The organism is Paraburkholderia heleia NBRC 101817 (assembly GCF_000739775.1).
GTDB classification, from domain to species: domain Bacteria; phylum Pseudomonadota; class Gammaproteobacteria; order Burkholderiales; family Burkholderiaceae; genus Paraburkholderia; species Paraburkholderia heleia.
Map to the genome: position 1 here is coordinate 169,262 of NZ_BBJH01000008.1, position 14,415 is coordinate 183,676.

A 14,415-nucleotide genomic window follows, 5' to 3' on the forward strand; every position below is an offset into this window, starting at 1 on the left:
GGGCTCAAAAACGGATGGACTCGCGCCAGCACCTGGCGTCACCAGACGAAAACCGGCCACAAGCGGATGCCCCGCCTGCGGCCGGCAAACGCGCAAGTCCGCGTGCGCCGCTTTGCAACCTATGGCGCGCGCGGGTTGCTGCTGGCCCTTCAGACGAAATCCTTGTACTTGTCGAGCAGACGCACGGGCTTCGAGAGCGCGTCGCGGCGGAACGGATCGCCCAGCTCGCGCGTGCACATGATCTCGACGATGGTCGTCTTGCCCTGGTTCATCTGCAGATCGATCGCGCGCTTGAGCGCCGGGCCCACATCCTCTAGCTTGTCCACCACGATGCCTTGCGCGCCCATCGCCTTCGCGATGCCGGCGAAGCTCGGGCTTTCCAGCTCGCCGGCCACGAAGCGGCGGTCGTAGAAGTCCACCTGGTTCTTCTTCTCGGCGCCCCATTGGCGGTTGTGGAACACGACGGCCGTCACCGGAATGTTGTGACGCACGCAGGTGAGCGTTTCCATCATGCTCATGCCCCAGGCGCCGTCGCCCGCATACGAGATCGCGGGGCGGTGGGGCGCCGCCACCTTTGCGCCGATGATGGTCGGGAACGCGTAGCCGCAGTTACCCCAGCTCATCGCGGCGAAGAGGCTGCGCGGCTTGTTGAAGCGCAGATAGCTGTTCGCGACGGAGTTGATGTTGCCGATGTCGGTCGACACCATGACGTCCTCGGGCATCGCCTTCTCGAGTTCGCGCAGCACCTGGCGCGGATGCAGATACTCGCCGCCGGTGGGCGTGCGCTCGTGCTTCTGCTCTTCGATCATGTCGAGGCTGTAGGCGTCGCGCTCGTGCGTCCACGAGTCGAGTTCCTTTTCCCAGGCGGCCTTTTCCGTGGCGATCTGGTCCGCGCGCTCGGCGCGGTTGGCGTCGCTTGCGAGGGTGCGGTTGGCGAGGCGCTCGGTCAGCGCCTGCGCCGAAGCCTTCGCGTCGCCGCAAATGCCCACCGAAATCTTCTTCACGAGGCCGAGCATCTTGTGATCGGCGTCGATCTGGATGATCTTCGCGTCTTTTGGCCAGTAGTCCATACCATGTTGCGGCAGCGTGCCGAACGGGCCGAGGCGCGAGCCGAGTGCAATCACGACGTCCGCCCGCGAGATCAGCTTCATCGCGGCCTTCGATCCCTGGTAGCCGAGCGGGCCGCACCAGAGCGGATGGTTCGCCGGAAACGAATCGTTGTGCAGGTAGCTGTTGACGACGGGCGCGCCGAGGCGTTCGGCGAGCGCCTCGCACGCCTCGATCGCATCGCCCATCACGACGCCGCCGCCGGAAATGATGACCGGGAACTTCGCGGCTGCGATCAGATCGGCTGCTTCGTTCAGGCTTTCGGCGCCGCCGGGGCCGCGGTCGAGCCGGCGCGGCTGGGGAATTTCGGCCTTGATCTTGCCGTAGAAGTAATCGCGCGGAATGTTCAGCTGGGTCGGGCCCATTTCGGACATCGCGCGGTCGAAGCAGCGCGCGGTGTACTCGGCCATGCGCGCGGGGTTCGTCACGTGGCCCTGGTACTTCGTGAACTCCTGGAACATCGGCAGCTGATTCGCTTCCTGGAAGCCGCCGAGGCCAATGCCCATCGTGCCTGCCTCCGGCGTGACGATCACGACCGGGCTGTGGGCCCAGTAGGCCGCCGCAATGGCCGTTACGCAGTTGCTGATGCCGGGACCGTTCTGGCCGATCACGACGCCGTGGCGGCCCGATACGCGCGAGTAGCCGTCGGCCATGTGCGCCGCGCCCTGCTCGTGAACCACGGGAATGAGACGAATGCCGGCGGGCGCGAAAATGTCCATCGCATCCATGAACGCGGAGCCCATGATGCCGAACATGTCGGTCACGCCGTTGGCCGCGAGGGTTTCGACGAAGGCCTCGGACGGGGTCATGTCCTGCGGGCCGCCAGCCGTCTGGGTGGGGGTCTTTTCGCTCATCAACTGTCTCCGGTTATCGTTTGACGGAACGCCGTGTTTTGAATGCTATTCGGCACCCTATGAGGGTCAAGGGATTCCGTCCTCGATGGGTGAATCTGAAATGGAATGGAACGTTTCGTTTCAAAACACTGGCGACCGCTGCGCCGCTGCACGCCGGTCAACCGGGCTGCCTTGGGCGCTCCTTGCGGAACGCGCGCTTCACGGCGATCAGGCCGTCGCGGAACTCGAAGAGATCGCAGCCTTCGGCCTCGATGCGCCAGCCTTCGGCATGCGTGCCGCTGAATACCCATTCGGATACGCCGCGTTCGCCCGCGACGTAGTGGCGGCCGCTGCCCCAATGGGCGTCCGGAAACGAGCGGAAGACCGCTTCGAAAGCGGCGCGTACCGCCTCACGCCCGACGAAGCGGGTGCCATGGATGTCGGGACCGCCGGCCGCGTCGAACACGCAGTCTTCGGTCATGAACCCCATCAGTGCGTCGGCGTCATGGCGGTTGAAGGCATCGGAAAAGGCGGCGAGCGTGCCGGCCGTGACGGCGCGTTGGGCGCCGAGCGTGTCTGCCATACGTGTCTCCACTGGGAAAGCGGGTGCCGTCCGCTGCGCGAGGCGTCGCGCGCGGTACGGTATATCGACACGTTAGGGTTTGCCTGCCGACGGCGGTAGCACCAGTGCCGGGCTTTCGCCTGGGCCAGTGCCCGGAGACTTTCTGGGAGACTCAGGCAGGCCGCTGCTTGCGCACGACCTCGGCGAGCGCGCGCACGCCGGGTTCGATTTTCTCGAGCTTGATGGCGGAGAATCCCATGCGGAACCATGGGCTGGGTCCGGCCTCGTCGGCGAAGAACACGCCGCCGGGCTCGATCAGAATGCCGGCCTCGCGCGCATCGTCGGCAAGGCGCGCGGCGTCCAGCCACGCCGGCCCCTGGACCCAGCACGACGCGCCGCCGCCGATCGACACGTAACGGACCTCGGGCAGGTGGGCGTCGAGCGCCGCCATCAACGCGCGGGCTCGCTCCTTGTAGGCATGCGCGAGCCGGCGCAGAAGCGCGTCGTGGTGTCCGAGCGCGAGAAACGTCGCGAACGCGCGCTGGATATAGGCCACCGGGTGGCGGACCATCAGGCGGCGCAGCGCGCGCAACTCGCGCACGAGTTCTTGCGGGCCGACCACGTAACCGAGACGCAGTCCGGGAGCGAACGTCTTCGAAAGGCTGCCGACGTAGATCACGCGATCGGCCGTGTCGAGGCTCTTCAAGGCCGGATGCGGCGTGCCGGAGAAAGTGTTTTCGCTCTCGTAGTCGTCTTCGATGATGACGAAGTCGTGCTGCTGGGCGAGTTCGAGCAGTGCCTGGCGGCGGGCGAGGGGCATGGTGGCCGTGGTCGGGCACTGATGGCTCGGCGTGACGAACACGTAATCGCAGCGGGCGAGCGAGTCGCGCAGGCGCACGGGATCGATTCCTTCTCCGTCGATCGGCAGTTCGAGCAGCTGCGCGTTGCGATTCACGAAAATATTGCGGGCATCGGGATATCCCGGATTCTCGAAGCCGACCGTCGTGTTCCTGCCGCAGAGCAGGTCGGCGACGAGATAGAGCGCCTGCTGGCAGCCGTTTGTGATGATGATTTCCTCGGGCATGGCGAACACGCCCCGCCGTGGCAGCACCCGCGTGCGGATCTGCTGGATCAGCGACTCGTCATCGCGTTCGATCAAGTCGGGCGCCCAGTTGCGGATCTCCATGATCGAGAGCGCTTTCAGGCAGCACTCGCGCCAGTCATTGGTCGGGAAGAGCGACTGATCGAACTGCCCGTAGATGAAGGGATATGCGTAGTTCTGCCAATTGGCGGGTTTGACGATGTTGCGCTGGGCCGAGGGCGGGCGCACGATGCGCGACTTCCATGAGGGCGGGGCGGGCATTGCGGCGTCATGGGGTTTGACGACCTCGGGCTGCCGCACCCGTTGCTGGACGCGCTGTTGGACCCGCTGTTGGACCCGCTGTTGGACCCGCTGTTGGACCCGCTGTTGGACCGTTACGCCGTGCAGGCCCTCCAGCATCCCCGGGTTGACGAAGTGGCCGCTGCGTTCGCGCGAGACCAGATAGCCTTCCTCCACGAGCATCTGGTAGGCGAGCACCACGGTATTGCGCGCCACGCCGAGCTGCTCGGCCAGCTCGCGGCTCGACGGCAGGACAGAGTCTGGCGGCAGCTGCCCGTCCAGGATGGAGGCCACCAGCATCTCGCGGATCTGGTGCTGCAGACTGGTTTTCGACTCCGGTGACCGTCGGAATTGCTGTGCCCAAAGGGCGGCCGGGGTACGGGTCGGCATGCTGGCTCCTGGAAATCGATGATGGCAGTGAGAGACGGAAGAGCGGCGGGATATCGGCTAGATCGGCCAGTCAATCGACACACGATATTCAACTCTGGCCGTCCGAGTCGATTAGGTCAATTTCGGAGCGACAATTTTGGAGCGACGGTTCGCGAGGAGACGTTCAGCACGATGTTTTCCGAAAGACACTCGACGCGTACACACGCTCGCCGGGCCCTTGCTGCGGCGCAGCGCGACCGGCCGGCGGGCCTTGGGGCCGGGAATCGCGGATTTCAAATAATCGGAGGAAATTGGCTGCTGCGCTTCGGGAAAGCGGCAGACAGCGGTCATTCCCGGCTGGCCCCATCGGAACTTCCCGCCTGGTACTACCCGCCGCTTTATTGATTGAGAATGCTTGACTAAACGGGCGAGTTTGCACGAGCGAAATAAAAGAAGCCGAAATTTGCCCCGGTAGCCGCTGACTATACTTGAATTGAGACGGAACCCGAACCGGACGCGGAGCTTCGCGCTGGCGTGCGCATTGTTTTTCAACTTGAGGAGACGGCGGTGAGAGCCTTACCCAGACTAAAGACGATGAAGCATTCCGCGGACTCGCCGATCGAGCCGGTGATCAAGATTCGCCGCGGCCACGGGAAATTGAATTCTTACTGGCTGACCACGGGCGTGCTCGTGATATGCGTCTTGCTCTGGCAGGCCGTATCGATGGCGGGCATCTTTCCGGCGTTCGCGCTGCCTTCGCCGGTGGCGGTGTGGCAGGCCTTCGTCGAAATCGTCCACAACGGCTATGGCGGCCAGTCGCTTGTCAGCGACATCCTGATTAGTTGCTTTCGCATCGTTATCGGTTTTGTCGGTGCGATTGCGATCGGCGTACCCATCGGGCTGCTGATGTCGCGCAACAAGATTGTGTTCGACATCATCGATCCGCTGCTGCAGTTCGTCCGGCCGGTGCCGCCGCTTGCCTATATTCCGCTGCTGGTGGTGTGGTTCGGCATCGGCGAATTGCCTAAAGCCATTCTGATTCTGGTCGGCACCATTCCCGTCATCATCATCGGCACGATGTCGGGCGTGAAAAGCACGCCGCCTCTGCGCATCGAGGTGGCCCGCACGCTCGGTGCGAGCAACGCGCAAATCTTCCGCAAGGTCGTGCTGCCCTCGGCAATGCCGGAGATCTTCACCGCGATGCGCGTGGGTATCGGCGTAGCGTGGACCTGTCTCGTCGCCGCGGAACTGATCGCGGCAAGCAGCGGGCTAGGCTGGCTCGTGCAGTTCGCCGGACAGGCCTTGCAGGTTGCCATCGTGATCGTCGGCATCGTGATCATCGGGTTGATCGGCTATGCAATGGAGCTGGCGATTCGAAAAATCGAAAATATCGTCGTACCGTGGCGCGGACATAACTGATCGGGTGACTGAGGAGACGAAAAATGAAAAAGATGCAATGGATCTACGGCATGAGCGCGGCTATGCTGGCGAGCAGTTGTCTGGTTCCCGGCGCCGTGCATTCGCAGAGCAAGCCCGAGGTGATCATCGGCTACGAGGACAATGGCGCCGATCCGTACATGGTGTCGATGGCCGAGCACCTGTTCGAGAAGCAGATGAACGCCGACGTCCAGTACAAGCTCTTCAGCTCGGGTCCGGCGGCGATGAGTGCGCTGGCATCGAACAGTCTCACGTTCATGTGCGGGCTCGGCGTTCCGCCGCTCGTCACCGCTATCGCACAGGGCTTGCCGATGACCATCGTGTACAACCAGGAGCGCTATACGAATGCGGCGGGCATCGTGGTCAAGCCGGATAGCGGCATCCACGACGTCGCCGGGCTGCAAGGCAAGAAGATCGCCATTGTTGCCGGCTCGCAGGCCTCGTTCGAACTGGCGACCTTCCTCGCGGCTGCGCATGTGCCGTATGCCTCCGTCACGCAGATCAATATGGCGCCGCCCCAGATGCGCACCTCGTGGGTGACCGGAGCGATCGACGCCGCGATCGTCTGGGATCCGGTATTCAGCGCGCTGCGCACGGCCGGCGGCAAGGCGATCAAGACCGACGGCGACTTGCCGCGGGAAGCCTCGAGCTACAACGTCTGTATCGCCAACTCCGAGTGGGCGAAGGCGCATCCGGACCTGGTCCGCGGTTTCGTCGCGGCGCTCGACCAGGGCTATCAGGTGACGATGAAGGATCGCGATAAGGCGCTCGCGGAGATGGCGAAAGCAACGGGCGTGACGGTGCCGGTTGCGACGAGCGAACTGGCCGGTTACGAGCTGTTTTCGGGCGCCGACCAGACCACGCCGAAAGTCATGGGCCTCGACGCAGGCGTCAAAACCTCCGCGACGTACCTGACTCTGGTGAATACGGCGAAGGTGCTCAACTCGATAGGGCGCATTCCGAGTGTGCCGGCGAATTTCGACAACAACGTCGCGCCGCAGTACTCGAAACATCTGGCGCATTGACTCATCGACGGTCTAGCAGGAGACGAACTTGAACATCGTCATCGATTCACTGTACAAGACATTCGGCGCCACATCGGCACTGGAAAACATCAACCTGCAGTTCCGGGGCGGCGAATTCATCACCGTGCTCGGCGCCTCGGGCTGCGGAAAGACGACCTTGCTGCATTTGCTCGCCGGTCTGACTTCGCCCACGAAGGGCAATATCTATATCGATGGCGAGATCAAGGACCAGCCCGGGGCCGACCGGGTCGTCGTGTTCCAGCAGGCCGGCTTGTTTCCGTGGCTCAGCGTGGAAGAAAACATCGAGTTCGGGCCGTCCCTGCATGGGGTGCCCAAGGCGCAACGGCATAAGGAGTCGGCGGACATCCTGCGCATCATCGGGCTGGAGTCCTTCGCCCGGCACAAGCCCTATGAGCTATCGGGCGGCATGCAGCAACGCGTCGCGATCGCGCGGGCGCTCGTGATGAAGCCGAAGGTGCTGCTGATGGACGAGCCCTTCGGCGCGCTGGATGCGCAGACGCGCAGTTCGATGCAGACGTTTTTGACCGCGCTGTGGGAGCAGCTCCACTGCACCGTCGTCTTCATCACCCATGACATCGACGAGGCGATCTTTCTCGGTACGCGCCTCGTTGTGCTTTCGGCGCGACCGGGGCGGGTGGCGCTCGACGTACCCATCGAGCTGGAAAGGCCGCGTACGCCTCAGGTTGCATTCGAACCGCACTTCCTGGATCTGAAGAAACGCGCGATGGGGATTCTTGCGCACTGACTGCATTCGTCGGCTTCTACGCGCTCGCTTACGCACGCGCTACCCAGATGCGAGGCGCTTGCGGGATCAGCGGCGCGCGGCCGCCGACGCCATTGCAGAAGGCGAAGCGGCGGCGCGCGCCTGCGTGTCGATGCGGCGGAAGATCAGTGCGGAGACCAGCGTGATCGCGCCCACACCCGCGAAGCTCATGCGAAAACCGGGCGCCACCGAACCCCACTGTGCCTCGCCAAGGCTCACGAGCGCGCCGCCAATGGTGACGCCGAGTCCCATTGCGAGCATTTGCACCATGGAGAAGAGGCTGTTGCCGCTGCCGGCGTCTTCGTGGGAGAGATCCTTGAGCGTGACACTGTTCATCGCGGCGAACTGCATCGAGTTGGCCGCGCCGAAGATGGCCAGCACGGCAATCTCCACGGCGACAGGCGTGCCGCGCGAGATCAGTGCGAACGCAACGATCGATGCGCCCACGACGAGCGTGTTGACCAACAGGAAGGTCTCGTAGCCGTAACGGCGGATCAGCGGCGCAATCCAGCGTTTGGCAACCGTCCCGGCGAGCGCGGCGGGCAGCATCATGAGACCCGAGCGCAGCGGCGAGTAGCCGAGCTCGATTTGCATGAGCAGTGGCACGAGAAACGGCACGGCACTCGAGCCGATGCGGCAGACGAGATTGCCGATCAGCCCGACGCTGAAATTCGGCTCGCCGAACAAGCGGAGCTTGAAAAGCGGATCGCGGCGGTCGCGTGCATACGCCACGTAAGCGAAGGCCGCCGCGATGCCGACTGCGAAGAGCCCGGCGGACCACGCGGCGCGATGCGTCTGGACCGGTGTGTCGAAGGCCAGTGAGAACGCAATCATGCACAGCGACACGAGTGCGCAGCCGGCGAGATCGAAGCGGGGCGCGGCGGTGCCCGACGCGTCCCGCAGATAGCGGTGGACCGCGAACACGCCGGCGAGGCCGATCGGCACGTTAATGAGAAAGATCCAGTGCCACGAGATCGCCTGCACGAACCAGCCGCCGAGCGTCGGGCCGACGATCGGCCCCACCTGGCCGGCGACCGAAATGAGCGCGAGCGCCGAGACGTACTGCTCGCCGCTCACCGCACGCAGCACCGCGAGCCTGCCGATCGGCATTAGCATCGATCCGCCGATGCCCTGCAGCACGCGCGCGACCACGAGCTGCGCGAGCGTGTGCGCACTCGCGCAGCACAGCGAGCCGAGCACGAAGATCAGAATCGCGACGAAATAGACGCGGCGTGTGCCGAAACGGTCGGCAAGCCAGCCCGAAGCGGGTGTGAGCATGGCCATGGTCAGCGTGTATGCGACGATGACCGGCTGCATCACGAGCGGTCCTACGCCAAGGCTGCGCGCAATGGAGGGGAGTGCGGTATTGACGATCGTCGTGTCGAGCGTCTGCATGAAAAAGCCCGCGGCGACGATCCATAGTAGCGCCGTGTGGCTCGAATTATTGTTCATCGGGAACTTCTCGGCGCGCCGCGTCGGGGCGGGTACGGCTTTGCGGCGCAATTGTCATCAATGGCGTCATGATATTGTTACCATCGCTCATCGGGAACCCCAGTAGAGACTTTGACTGTCATCGACATTGCCGATAACCATCCGCCATGCTCAATCCCATCTGGCTCAGGACCTTCGAGGCAGTCGCGCGTTGCCACAGTTTCACGGAAGCGGCGCGCCAGCTCGGACTGACGCAGTCGAGCGTGAGCGATCACGTGCGCCGGCTCGAAGCGGCGGTCGGGCGCCGCCTCTTTATTCGCGATACGCATTCGCTCGCCATCACGTCCGATGGCGAGGCGATGCTGGCGCATGCCGGCAGCATCCTGCAGGCGATCGACCGCGCCGAGTGGCAGTTCCGGGCGCCGCGCCTGCGCGGGCGGGTGCGGCTCGGCTGTTCCGACGACGTTGCGCTCGGCCCGCTGCCTGCCGTGCTGACGGCGTTTCGCAACGCGCACCCCGATGTGGAGCTGGAGATCACCATTGGGATGACGGGCCGGCTGTACGAGTTGCTGGATTCGGGTGCCATCGACCTGATGGTGGGCAAGCGGCGACTGGGCGACAAACGCGGCGCGGTGCTCTTCACCGGACGGCTCGAATGGCTCGCGCGCGCCGGCACGACGATGGATCTCGCGCAGCCGCTGCCGCTCATCCTTGTCGCCGAGCCGAGCGTGACGCGGGCCGTGGTGCTCGACGCGCTTGCGCAGACTGACTTCCGCTGGCAACTGGTATGCACGAGCAGCAGCCATTCGGGCTGCGTGGCGGCGGCGCGCGCCGGACTCGGCGTCACCGTGCGGCCTCAATACCTTGCCGCGCGCGGACTGGCGCCGCCCGTGAACGTCGCAAGCCTGCCGGCGCTGCCCAATGTGGAATTCATCGTGCTCGCAGGCAAGCGGCTTTCCCGCCCGGCGCAAACGCTGCTGCAACTCATGCACGACAGCGACTTGCGCGGTTCGTGGATTGGGGAATGAGCGTGAGGCGAGGACGCCGGGAGTCCGGGTGGCGCGCGGTTCAGGTGTTGTCGGATTCGGAAGTTGCTTTATTTGACATAATATAATTTATCGATTTTTATAATTAGAGTCCGACCCAATATAATCCCCGCGTTGATCACCCATGAGAAACAGCGAACCCCGGGCGCGCCCGTTGGGCATCCAGCCAACGAACGAGCGAAGGCATCTCCGGCTGCGCAGCAAGCAACGTGCGGAAACGATCGTTGAGGCCGTACCACCGGTGCACGGCCAATGCCACCACGAGATCGGCGAGCGTGAACTGATCCAATGCCAGGTAGTCGCGCGTTTGGAGTCGCTCGTCTGCAATACGGAGAAGACGAGCCGACTCGGCAAACGACGCGCGAATCGCTCCATAGTCGCGTTGCGGTTCCGGCGTGCGTGTCAGCCCGAGGAACGCCACGCGCAACGTCGCCCACAATGCGCCCAGTTGCCAGTCCATCCATCGTTCGACCTCCGAGCGCCCTGCCGCATCCAATGGCAGCAGGTGCGCTGCGCCGCGCGTCGCCGCAAGGTAGCGCAATATCGTGTTCGACTCCCAGATCACTTGCCCGCCATCCACGAGCGTCGGCACCAGGCCGTTCGGATTGAGCGTCCGGTACGCCGGCGTATCGACGACACCGAACTGCAATCCCGCGTCGATGCGCTGAAAATCGGCACCTTCCACAAGCTCAAGCTCGGCAAGGCACCACAGCACTTTCTGCACGTTGATCGAACTGCGTCTTCCATAGAGTTGCATGTCATTTTCCCTCAATTGATTTTGCCCAGCAGGATGTTCAACATGCCCGCAACAAGGAGAACAATAAGCGGATTGATCCGTGCCCGCGACATGAATACGGCCAGTGCGGCAAGCGCGAGAACCCAAACCGGCCAGGTTGACGCCGCCGCGCGCAATACCGTCAGCGAGCTAGCCAGGATGAGTCCTGTCGCAACTGGCGCGAGTCCCGCTTGAATACGCTGATGCCATCGATGGCGATCGTGCCTGCGCCAGATGTGCGTTGCCGCGAGCGCAAGCAGCGACGACGGCAAAAAAAGCGCGAGGGATGCGACGACCGCGCCGGCCCAGTCGGCTTCTTTCCAGCCAATCAGCGTGGCCAGCAATGAGCCAGGACCGGGCGCCGCCCGCGAGATCGCGAACAGGTCGATGAACTCGCGCTGCGTCATCCACCCGTGAATGGCGACGGCTTGCTGGTTGATGTCTGCGATGACGCTTTGTCCGCCGCCGATGGAGAGCAGCGATAGCGGTGCGAACACCGCTATCAATTGCAGATAAATGTTGTCACGCATCCGGCGCTGTCCCTCGCGAGAGTAGCACGCCGGCCGTGCCTGCAACGAATGCAACCGGTACGAGTGGCCAGCGCAGTACGCCCACTGCGACGAACACCGCGACGCTCACCACGAGCGGCCAACGCCGCCCATCCTTGACGGCGCGCGCCCCACGCACGCCGACCGCCGCCGTCATGCCGACCGCGGCTGCCGCGACTCCCTCAAGAAACGCATGGACTGCCACGCCTTGTATCCACGTGTCGAAGGCATTCGCAATCAGCACGATCACGATCATCGGGGGAGCGAGCAGCGCGACGACCGCCACCACGCTGCCCGGCAATCCGCGCATCCGGTACCCGACGTACACGGAAAGGTTCACCACGTTCGAACCGGGCAGGATCTGCCCGAGTGTCATCGCGCCGAGGAACTCCCCTTCGTCGAGCCAGCCGCGCTGCGTCACCACCTCGCGGTAAAGCCATGCGGACAGCCCGCCGCCGAAGCTCGTCAGCCCGACGCGTGCAAAGAGCGCGGCAATGTCCACGCAAGAGACGTCGTGCACCGGGCTGCTGGGCTGCGTATTCATCTGGACTCCGAATAGCGGGTTTGGGCGGCGCCGGCGCTCAACGGCGGTCGTCGGCGAGCTGGTGTTCCGTCAATTGCTCCTGGGTTTCCTGAAACGCCTTTGGCGGCTGCCGGCGACTCCAGATCGACGCGCCTATGCTAATGCACGCGCACACTAGCAGCCCGGCGGAAATCGGACTGCGCACGAACACGGTCGGATCGCCGTTCGAGATGGTCAACGCTTGGCGGAACGACTGCTCGAGCGTATGGCCGAGAATCAGCCCGAACAACAACGGCGCCTTCGGAATATCGAACTTGCGGAACCCATAACCAAGTACGCCGAAGCCGAGCGCCATATACAGGTCGAAGGTATCGCTGTTGAACGAGTACACGCCGGCCGATGCGATCACGAGAATCAGGCTCAGCAGCACACCCGGCGGCACATACAGGATGCGCGACAGAATCCCGACGAGCGGCAGGTTCAACAGTAACAGCATGATATTGCCGATGTACATGCTCGCGATCAGCCCCCACACGAGGTCCGGCTGCGTATGGAACAACAGCGGTCCCGGCTGGATGCCGTACATGATGAACGCGCCCATGATCACCGCGGTCGAGCCGGATCCCGGCACGCCGAGCGCCAGCAGGTGAACGAATGCGCCGCAGGTGTCCGCATTCGTTGCCGCCTCGGGCGCGGCTACGCCTTCGATGGCTCCGTGACCAAATTCCTCGGGATGCCTGGAAATTTTCTTTTCCAGCACGTACGAGAGCATCGACGCGAGCGTGCCGCCGAGACCCGGCGCGGCGCCGCACAGGAAGCCGACAAACGTTCCGCGCAGGGCCGCCGGACGCGCACGGCGCCATTCTTCGCGCGAGAACCACAGCTTGCCCTCGACGCGCACCGTGTGCAGCGTGCCGCCGAGCGTTCCTTCGACCATGCGGCCCACCTCCGAGATCGCGAACAGGCCGACCACCACGACGAGGAAGTTGACGCGGTCCTGCAGTTCGGTGAAGCCGAGCGTGAAGCGCGGTACCCCGCTTTGGAGATCGATCCCGACGGTGGCGAGTCCAAGACCGAGGAACACTGAGATCATGCCCTTCGCGAGCGACTCACCGGTGAGCGCACTGGCCGTCGAAAGCGCGAAGCAGATTAGCGCGAAATATTCGGTGGGACCGAAATGCAGCGCGACGGCCGCAAGCGGTGCCGCCACGAACGACAGCAGCGTCACGCCGATCATGCCGGCGATGAACGAGCTGGTCGCGGCGATCGCGAGCGTGGCGGCCGCGCGCCCTTTACGCGCCAGCGGATAACCGTCGAGCACCGTCATCACCGCGGCGGCATCGCCGGGCGTATTCAGCAGGATCGCCGTCACCGCGCCGCCATACATGCAGCCGTAATAAATCCCGGTCAGCATCATCAATGCCGAAGTCGGATCCATGCCGAACGTCACCGGAATCAGCAGCGCGATGCCCGCCGACGGTCCGATTCCGGGCAAGTGGCTGATCATCGTGCCGATGAAGACACCGATCAGCGTATACAGCAGATGGGTCGGCGTTGCCGCGATCGACAACCCATGCAGAATGCCTTGCAGACTTTCCATCATGCGGGCCTCAGAATGACAGCAACCCCGTCGGCATCGGAACGCCGAGAAGCCTGGAGAAGACAAGGTCAAACGCCAGCGCCACACCCAAGGCGACGATCACGTTCATCACGTGACGCTTGCGGTTGAAGTAGCTGAGCAGACCGAGAAGGAACACGCTCGTCGAGATCAGATAGCCGACGGGCTCAAAACACGCGTAATAGATGATGGCCCAGACGATCATCCCGATCAGCACCGTCGGCTGAACCTTGGGCGCTGGTTCGACGTGCGCGGCACGTGTGCGCGCCTCGGTGTTGGGACGCGTCTTGCGCTTGCTGCGCGTTTCGAGCAGCAACAGCAAAGCCGACACGATCAGTCCTGCGCCGACTAGCGCGGGAAAAGCTTTCGGGCCGAGCGGATCGCTCAGTCTGACTTCGGGCAACTGCATGTTGAGCACCAGATAGCCCGCCGCCAGGGCGATCACGCACACGGCGAGACCTACGTCGCCCTTGATAGATTTCATGTCTCCTCCAGTTCTGCGGCCGCGCAGCGCGGGTGCCGGAAACGAACACGGCCTATTAGTGGCGTGGTTCGTCTCCGGCGTGGCCCGACTTACTTCTCGTTGTAGCGGCCAGGCTTCACCACCTCGGCAATCGTGCCGTCCGGTGCGCGGAACTTGAGCGCGCCTTCGCCCTTGGCCGAGAGAATTTCGCCGCCGTACTGGCGAATCTTTTCGGCGGCCACTTCCTGGTCGTCGACCGTCACGCCCCAGTGATGCAGACGCGGGCCGGGACCGGCCAGTTGCGCCTCGTGCGACTCTTCACTGTCGTACTTCATCAGCGTGAAGTCGATATGGCCGTCGGTCATGTGGCGGGAGATGTGCTGACGATTACGGCCCGTCTTGACTTCCGTGAAGCCAAACACTTCGGTATAGAAACGGGTGGCCTCGTCGAGGTCGAGAACTTTGACAGCGAGGTGAACGATGCGTGACATATGGCTCTCCATGTCTATATTT

14 protein-coding genes are annotated in these 14,415 nt (G+C 63.8%); 4 read left to right on the forward strand and 10 right to left on the reverse strand.

Going from position 1 to position 14,415, the window contains the following annotated elements; genetic code table 11:
• Window positions 1-149: 149 nt before the first annotated feature.
• The 3 genes from xsc to pdxR form a co-directional block, all read right to left on the reverse strand.
• Window positions 150-1,961: a sulfoacetaldehyde acetyltransferase gene (xsc, locus tag BHE01S_RS09555; protein ID WP_042263127.1), complete on the reverse strand. Its 1,812-nt coding sequence runs from the start codon at window positions 1,959-1,961 to the stop codon at window positions 150-152.
• A 157-nt stretch (window positions 1,962-2,118) separates the two neighbouring features.
• Window positions 2,119-2,523 (reverse strand): nuclear transport factor 2 family protein, encoded by a 405-nt coding sequence (locus BHE01S_RS09560; RefSeq protein WP_042263128.1) that lies wholly within the window; start codon window positions 2,521-2,523, stop codon window positions 2,119-2,121.
• 151 nt (window positions 2,524-2,674) lie between these two features.
• Entirely contained in the window at window positions 2,675-4,273 is a 1,599-nt protein-coding gene (gene pdxR / locus BHE01S_RS09565; RefSeq protein WP_042263129.1) for a MocR-like pyridoxine biosynthesis transcription factor PdxR, read from the reverse strand.
• Between the two features lie 573 nt (window positions 4,274-4,846).
• Here pdxR and BHE01S_RS09570 point away from each other — a divergent pair.
• From BHE01S_RS09570 to BHE01S_RS09580, 3 genes are read left to right on the forward strand one after another with little or no spacing between them, the layout of a single operon-like run.
• Complete coding sequence (locus BHE01S_RS09570; RefSeq protein WP_042263130.1) at window positions 4,847-5,671, forward strand: ABC transporter permease; 825 nt, start codon at window positions 4,847-4,849, stop codon at window positions 5,669-5,671.
• Between the two features lie 23 nt (window positions 5,672-5,694).
• Window positions 5,695-6,714 (forward strand): taurine ABC transporter substrate-binding protein, encoded by a 1,020-nt coding sequence (locus BHE01S_RS09575; protein WP_042263131.1) that lies wholly within the window; start codon window positions 5,695-5,697, stop codon window positions 6,712-6,714.
• 28 nt (window positions 6,715-6,742) lie between these two features.
• Window positions 6,743-7,480 carry an ABC transporter ATP-binding protein gene (locus BHE01S_RS09580; protein ID WP_042263132.1) on the forward strand — a complete coding sequence of 246 codons (738 nt, stop codon included), beginning with the start codon at window positions 6,743-6,745 and terminating at the stop codon, window positions 7,478-7,480.
• A gap of 66 nt (window positions 7,481-7,546) precedes the next feature.
• On the opposite strand, the gene mdtD is transcribed toward BHE01S_RS09580, so the two are convergent.
• A complete protein-coding gene (gene mdtD / locus BHE01S_RS09585) occupies window positions 7,547-9,001 on the reverse strand; it encodes a multidrug transporter subunit MdtD (protein ID WP_281177751.1) in 1,455 nt (484 codons plus the stop codon).
• Between the two features lie 95 nt (window positions 9,002-9,096).
• On the opposite strand from mdtD, the gene BHE01S_RS09590 reads away from it, so the two are divergent.
• Window positions 9,097-9,957, forward strand: coding sequence for a LysR family transcriptional regulator (locus BHE01S_RS09590; RefSeq protein ID WP_042263133.1), 861 nt, complete (start codon window positions 9,097-9,099; stop codon window positions 9,955-9,957).
• A 136-nt stretch (window positions 9,958-10,093) separates the two neighbouring features.
• Here BHE01S_RS09590 and BHE01S_RS09595 read toward each other — a convergent pair whose 3' ends face one another.
• The 6 genes from BHE01S_RS09595 to BHE01S_RS09620 all read right to left on the reverse strand — a co-directional run bounded on the left by BHE01S_RS09595 (window position 10,094) and on the right by BHE01S_RS09620 (window position 14,393).
• Window positions 10,094-10,732, reverse strand: a complete 639-nt coding sequence (locus BHE01S_RS09595) for a glutathione S-transferase family protein (RefSeq protein WP_042263134.1) — start codon at window positions 10,730-10,732, stop codon at window positions 10,094-10,096.
• Window positions 10,733-10,743: 11 nt separating this feature from the next.
• Window positions 10,744-11,280: a chromate transporter gene (locus tag BHE01S_RS09600; protein ID WP_042263135.1), complete on the reverse strand. Its 537-nt coding sequence runs from the start codon at window positions 11,278-11,280 to the stop codon at window positions 10,744-10,746.
• The gene (locus BHE01S_RS09605) at window positions 11,273-11,842 is read right to left on the reverse strand and encodes a chromate transporter (protein WP_042263136.1); all 570 of its coding nucleotides are present in this window, start codon (window positions 11,840-11,842) and stop codon (window positions 11,273-11,275) included. The genes BHE01S_RS09600 and BHE01S_RS09605 overlap by 8 nt, the downstream gene beginning before the upstream one ends.
• A gap of 37 nt (window positions 11,843-11,879) precedes the next feature.
• Window positions 11,880-13,424: a tripartite tricarboxylate transporter permease gene (locus tag BHE01S_RS09610; RefSeq protein WP_245639685.1), complete on the reverse strand. Its 1,545-nt coding sequence runs from the start codon at window positions 13,422-13,424 to the stop codon at window positions 11,880-11,882.
• A 7-nt stretch (window positions 13,425-13,431) separates the two neighbouring features.
• A complete protein-coding gene (locus BHE01S_RS09615; RefSeq protein ID WP_042263139.1) occupies window positions 13,432-13,923 on the reverse strand; it encodes a tripartite tricarboxylate transporter TctB family protein in 492 nt (163 codons plus the stop codon).
• An 89-nt stretch (window positions 13,924-14,012) separates the two neighbouring features.
• The gene (locus tag BHE01S_RS09620; RefSeq protein WP_042263311.1) at window positions 14,013-14,393 is read right to left on the reverse strand and encodes a VOC family protein; all 381 of its coding nucleotides are present in this window, start codon (window positions 14,391-14,393) and stop codon (window positions 14,013-14,015) included.
• Window positions 14,394-14,415: the final 22 nt, after the last annotated feature.

Bases quoted from the DNA above. Each gene is read 5' to 3' on its own strand.
- xsc (WP_042263127.1), bottom strand. From the start codon at position 1,961: ATGAGCGAAAAGACCCCCACCCAGACGGCTGGCGGCCCGCAGGACATG.
- BHE01S_RS09560 (WP_042263128.1), bottom strand. From the start codon at position 2,523: ATGGCAGACACGCTCGGCGCCCAACGCGCCGTCACGGCCGGCACGCTC.
- pdxR (WP_042263129.1), bottom strand. From the start codon at position 4,273: ATGCCGACCCGTACCCCGGCCGCCCTTTGGGCACAGCAATTCCGACGG.
- BHE01S_RS09570 (WP_042263130.1), top strand. From the start codon at position 4,847: ATGAAGCATTCCGCGGACTCGCCGATCGAGCCGGTGATCAAGATTCGC.
- BHE01S_RS09575 (WP_042263131.1), top strand. From the start codon at position 5,695: ATGAAAAAGATGCAATGGATCTACGGCATGAGCGCGGCTATGCTGGCG.
- BHE01S_RS09590 (WP_042263133.1), top strand. From the start codon at position 9,097: ATGCTCAATCCCATCTGGCTCAGGACCTTCGAGGCAGTCGCGCGTTGC.
- BHE01S_RS09595 (WP_042263134.1), bottom strand. From the start codon at position 10,732: ATGCAACTCTATGGAAGACGCAGTTCGATCAACGTGCAGAAAGTGCTG.
- BHE01S_RS09600 (WP_042263135.1), bottom strand. From the start codon at position 11,280: ATGCGTGACAACATTTATCTGCAATTGATAGCGGTGTTCGCACCGCTA.
- BHE01S_RS09605 (WP_042263136.1), bottom strand. From the start codon at position 11,842: ATGAATACGCAGCCCAGCAGCCCGGTGCACGACGTCTCTTGCGTGGAC.
- BHE01S_RS09610 (WP_245639685.1), bottom strand. From the start codon at position 13,424: ATGATGGAAAGTCTGCAAGGCATTCTGCATGGGTTGTCGATCGCGGCA.
- BHE01S_RS09615 (WP_042263139.1), bottom strand. From the start codon at position 13,923: ATGAAATCTATCAAGGGCGACGTAGGTCTCGCCGTGTGCGTGATCGCC.
- BHE01S_RS09620 (WP_042263311.1), bottom strand. From the start codon at position 14,393: ATGTCACGCATCGTTCACCTCGCTGTCAAAGTTCTCGACCTCGACGAG.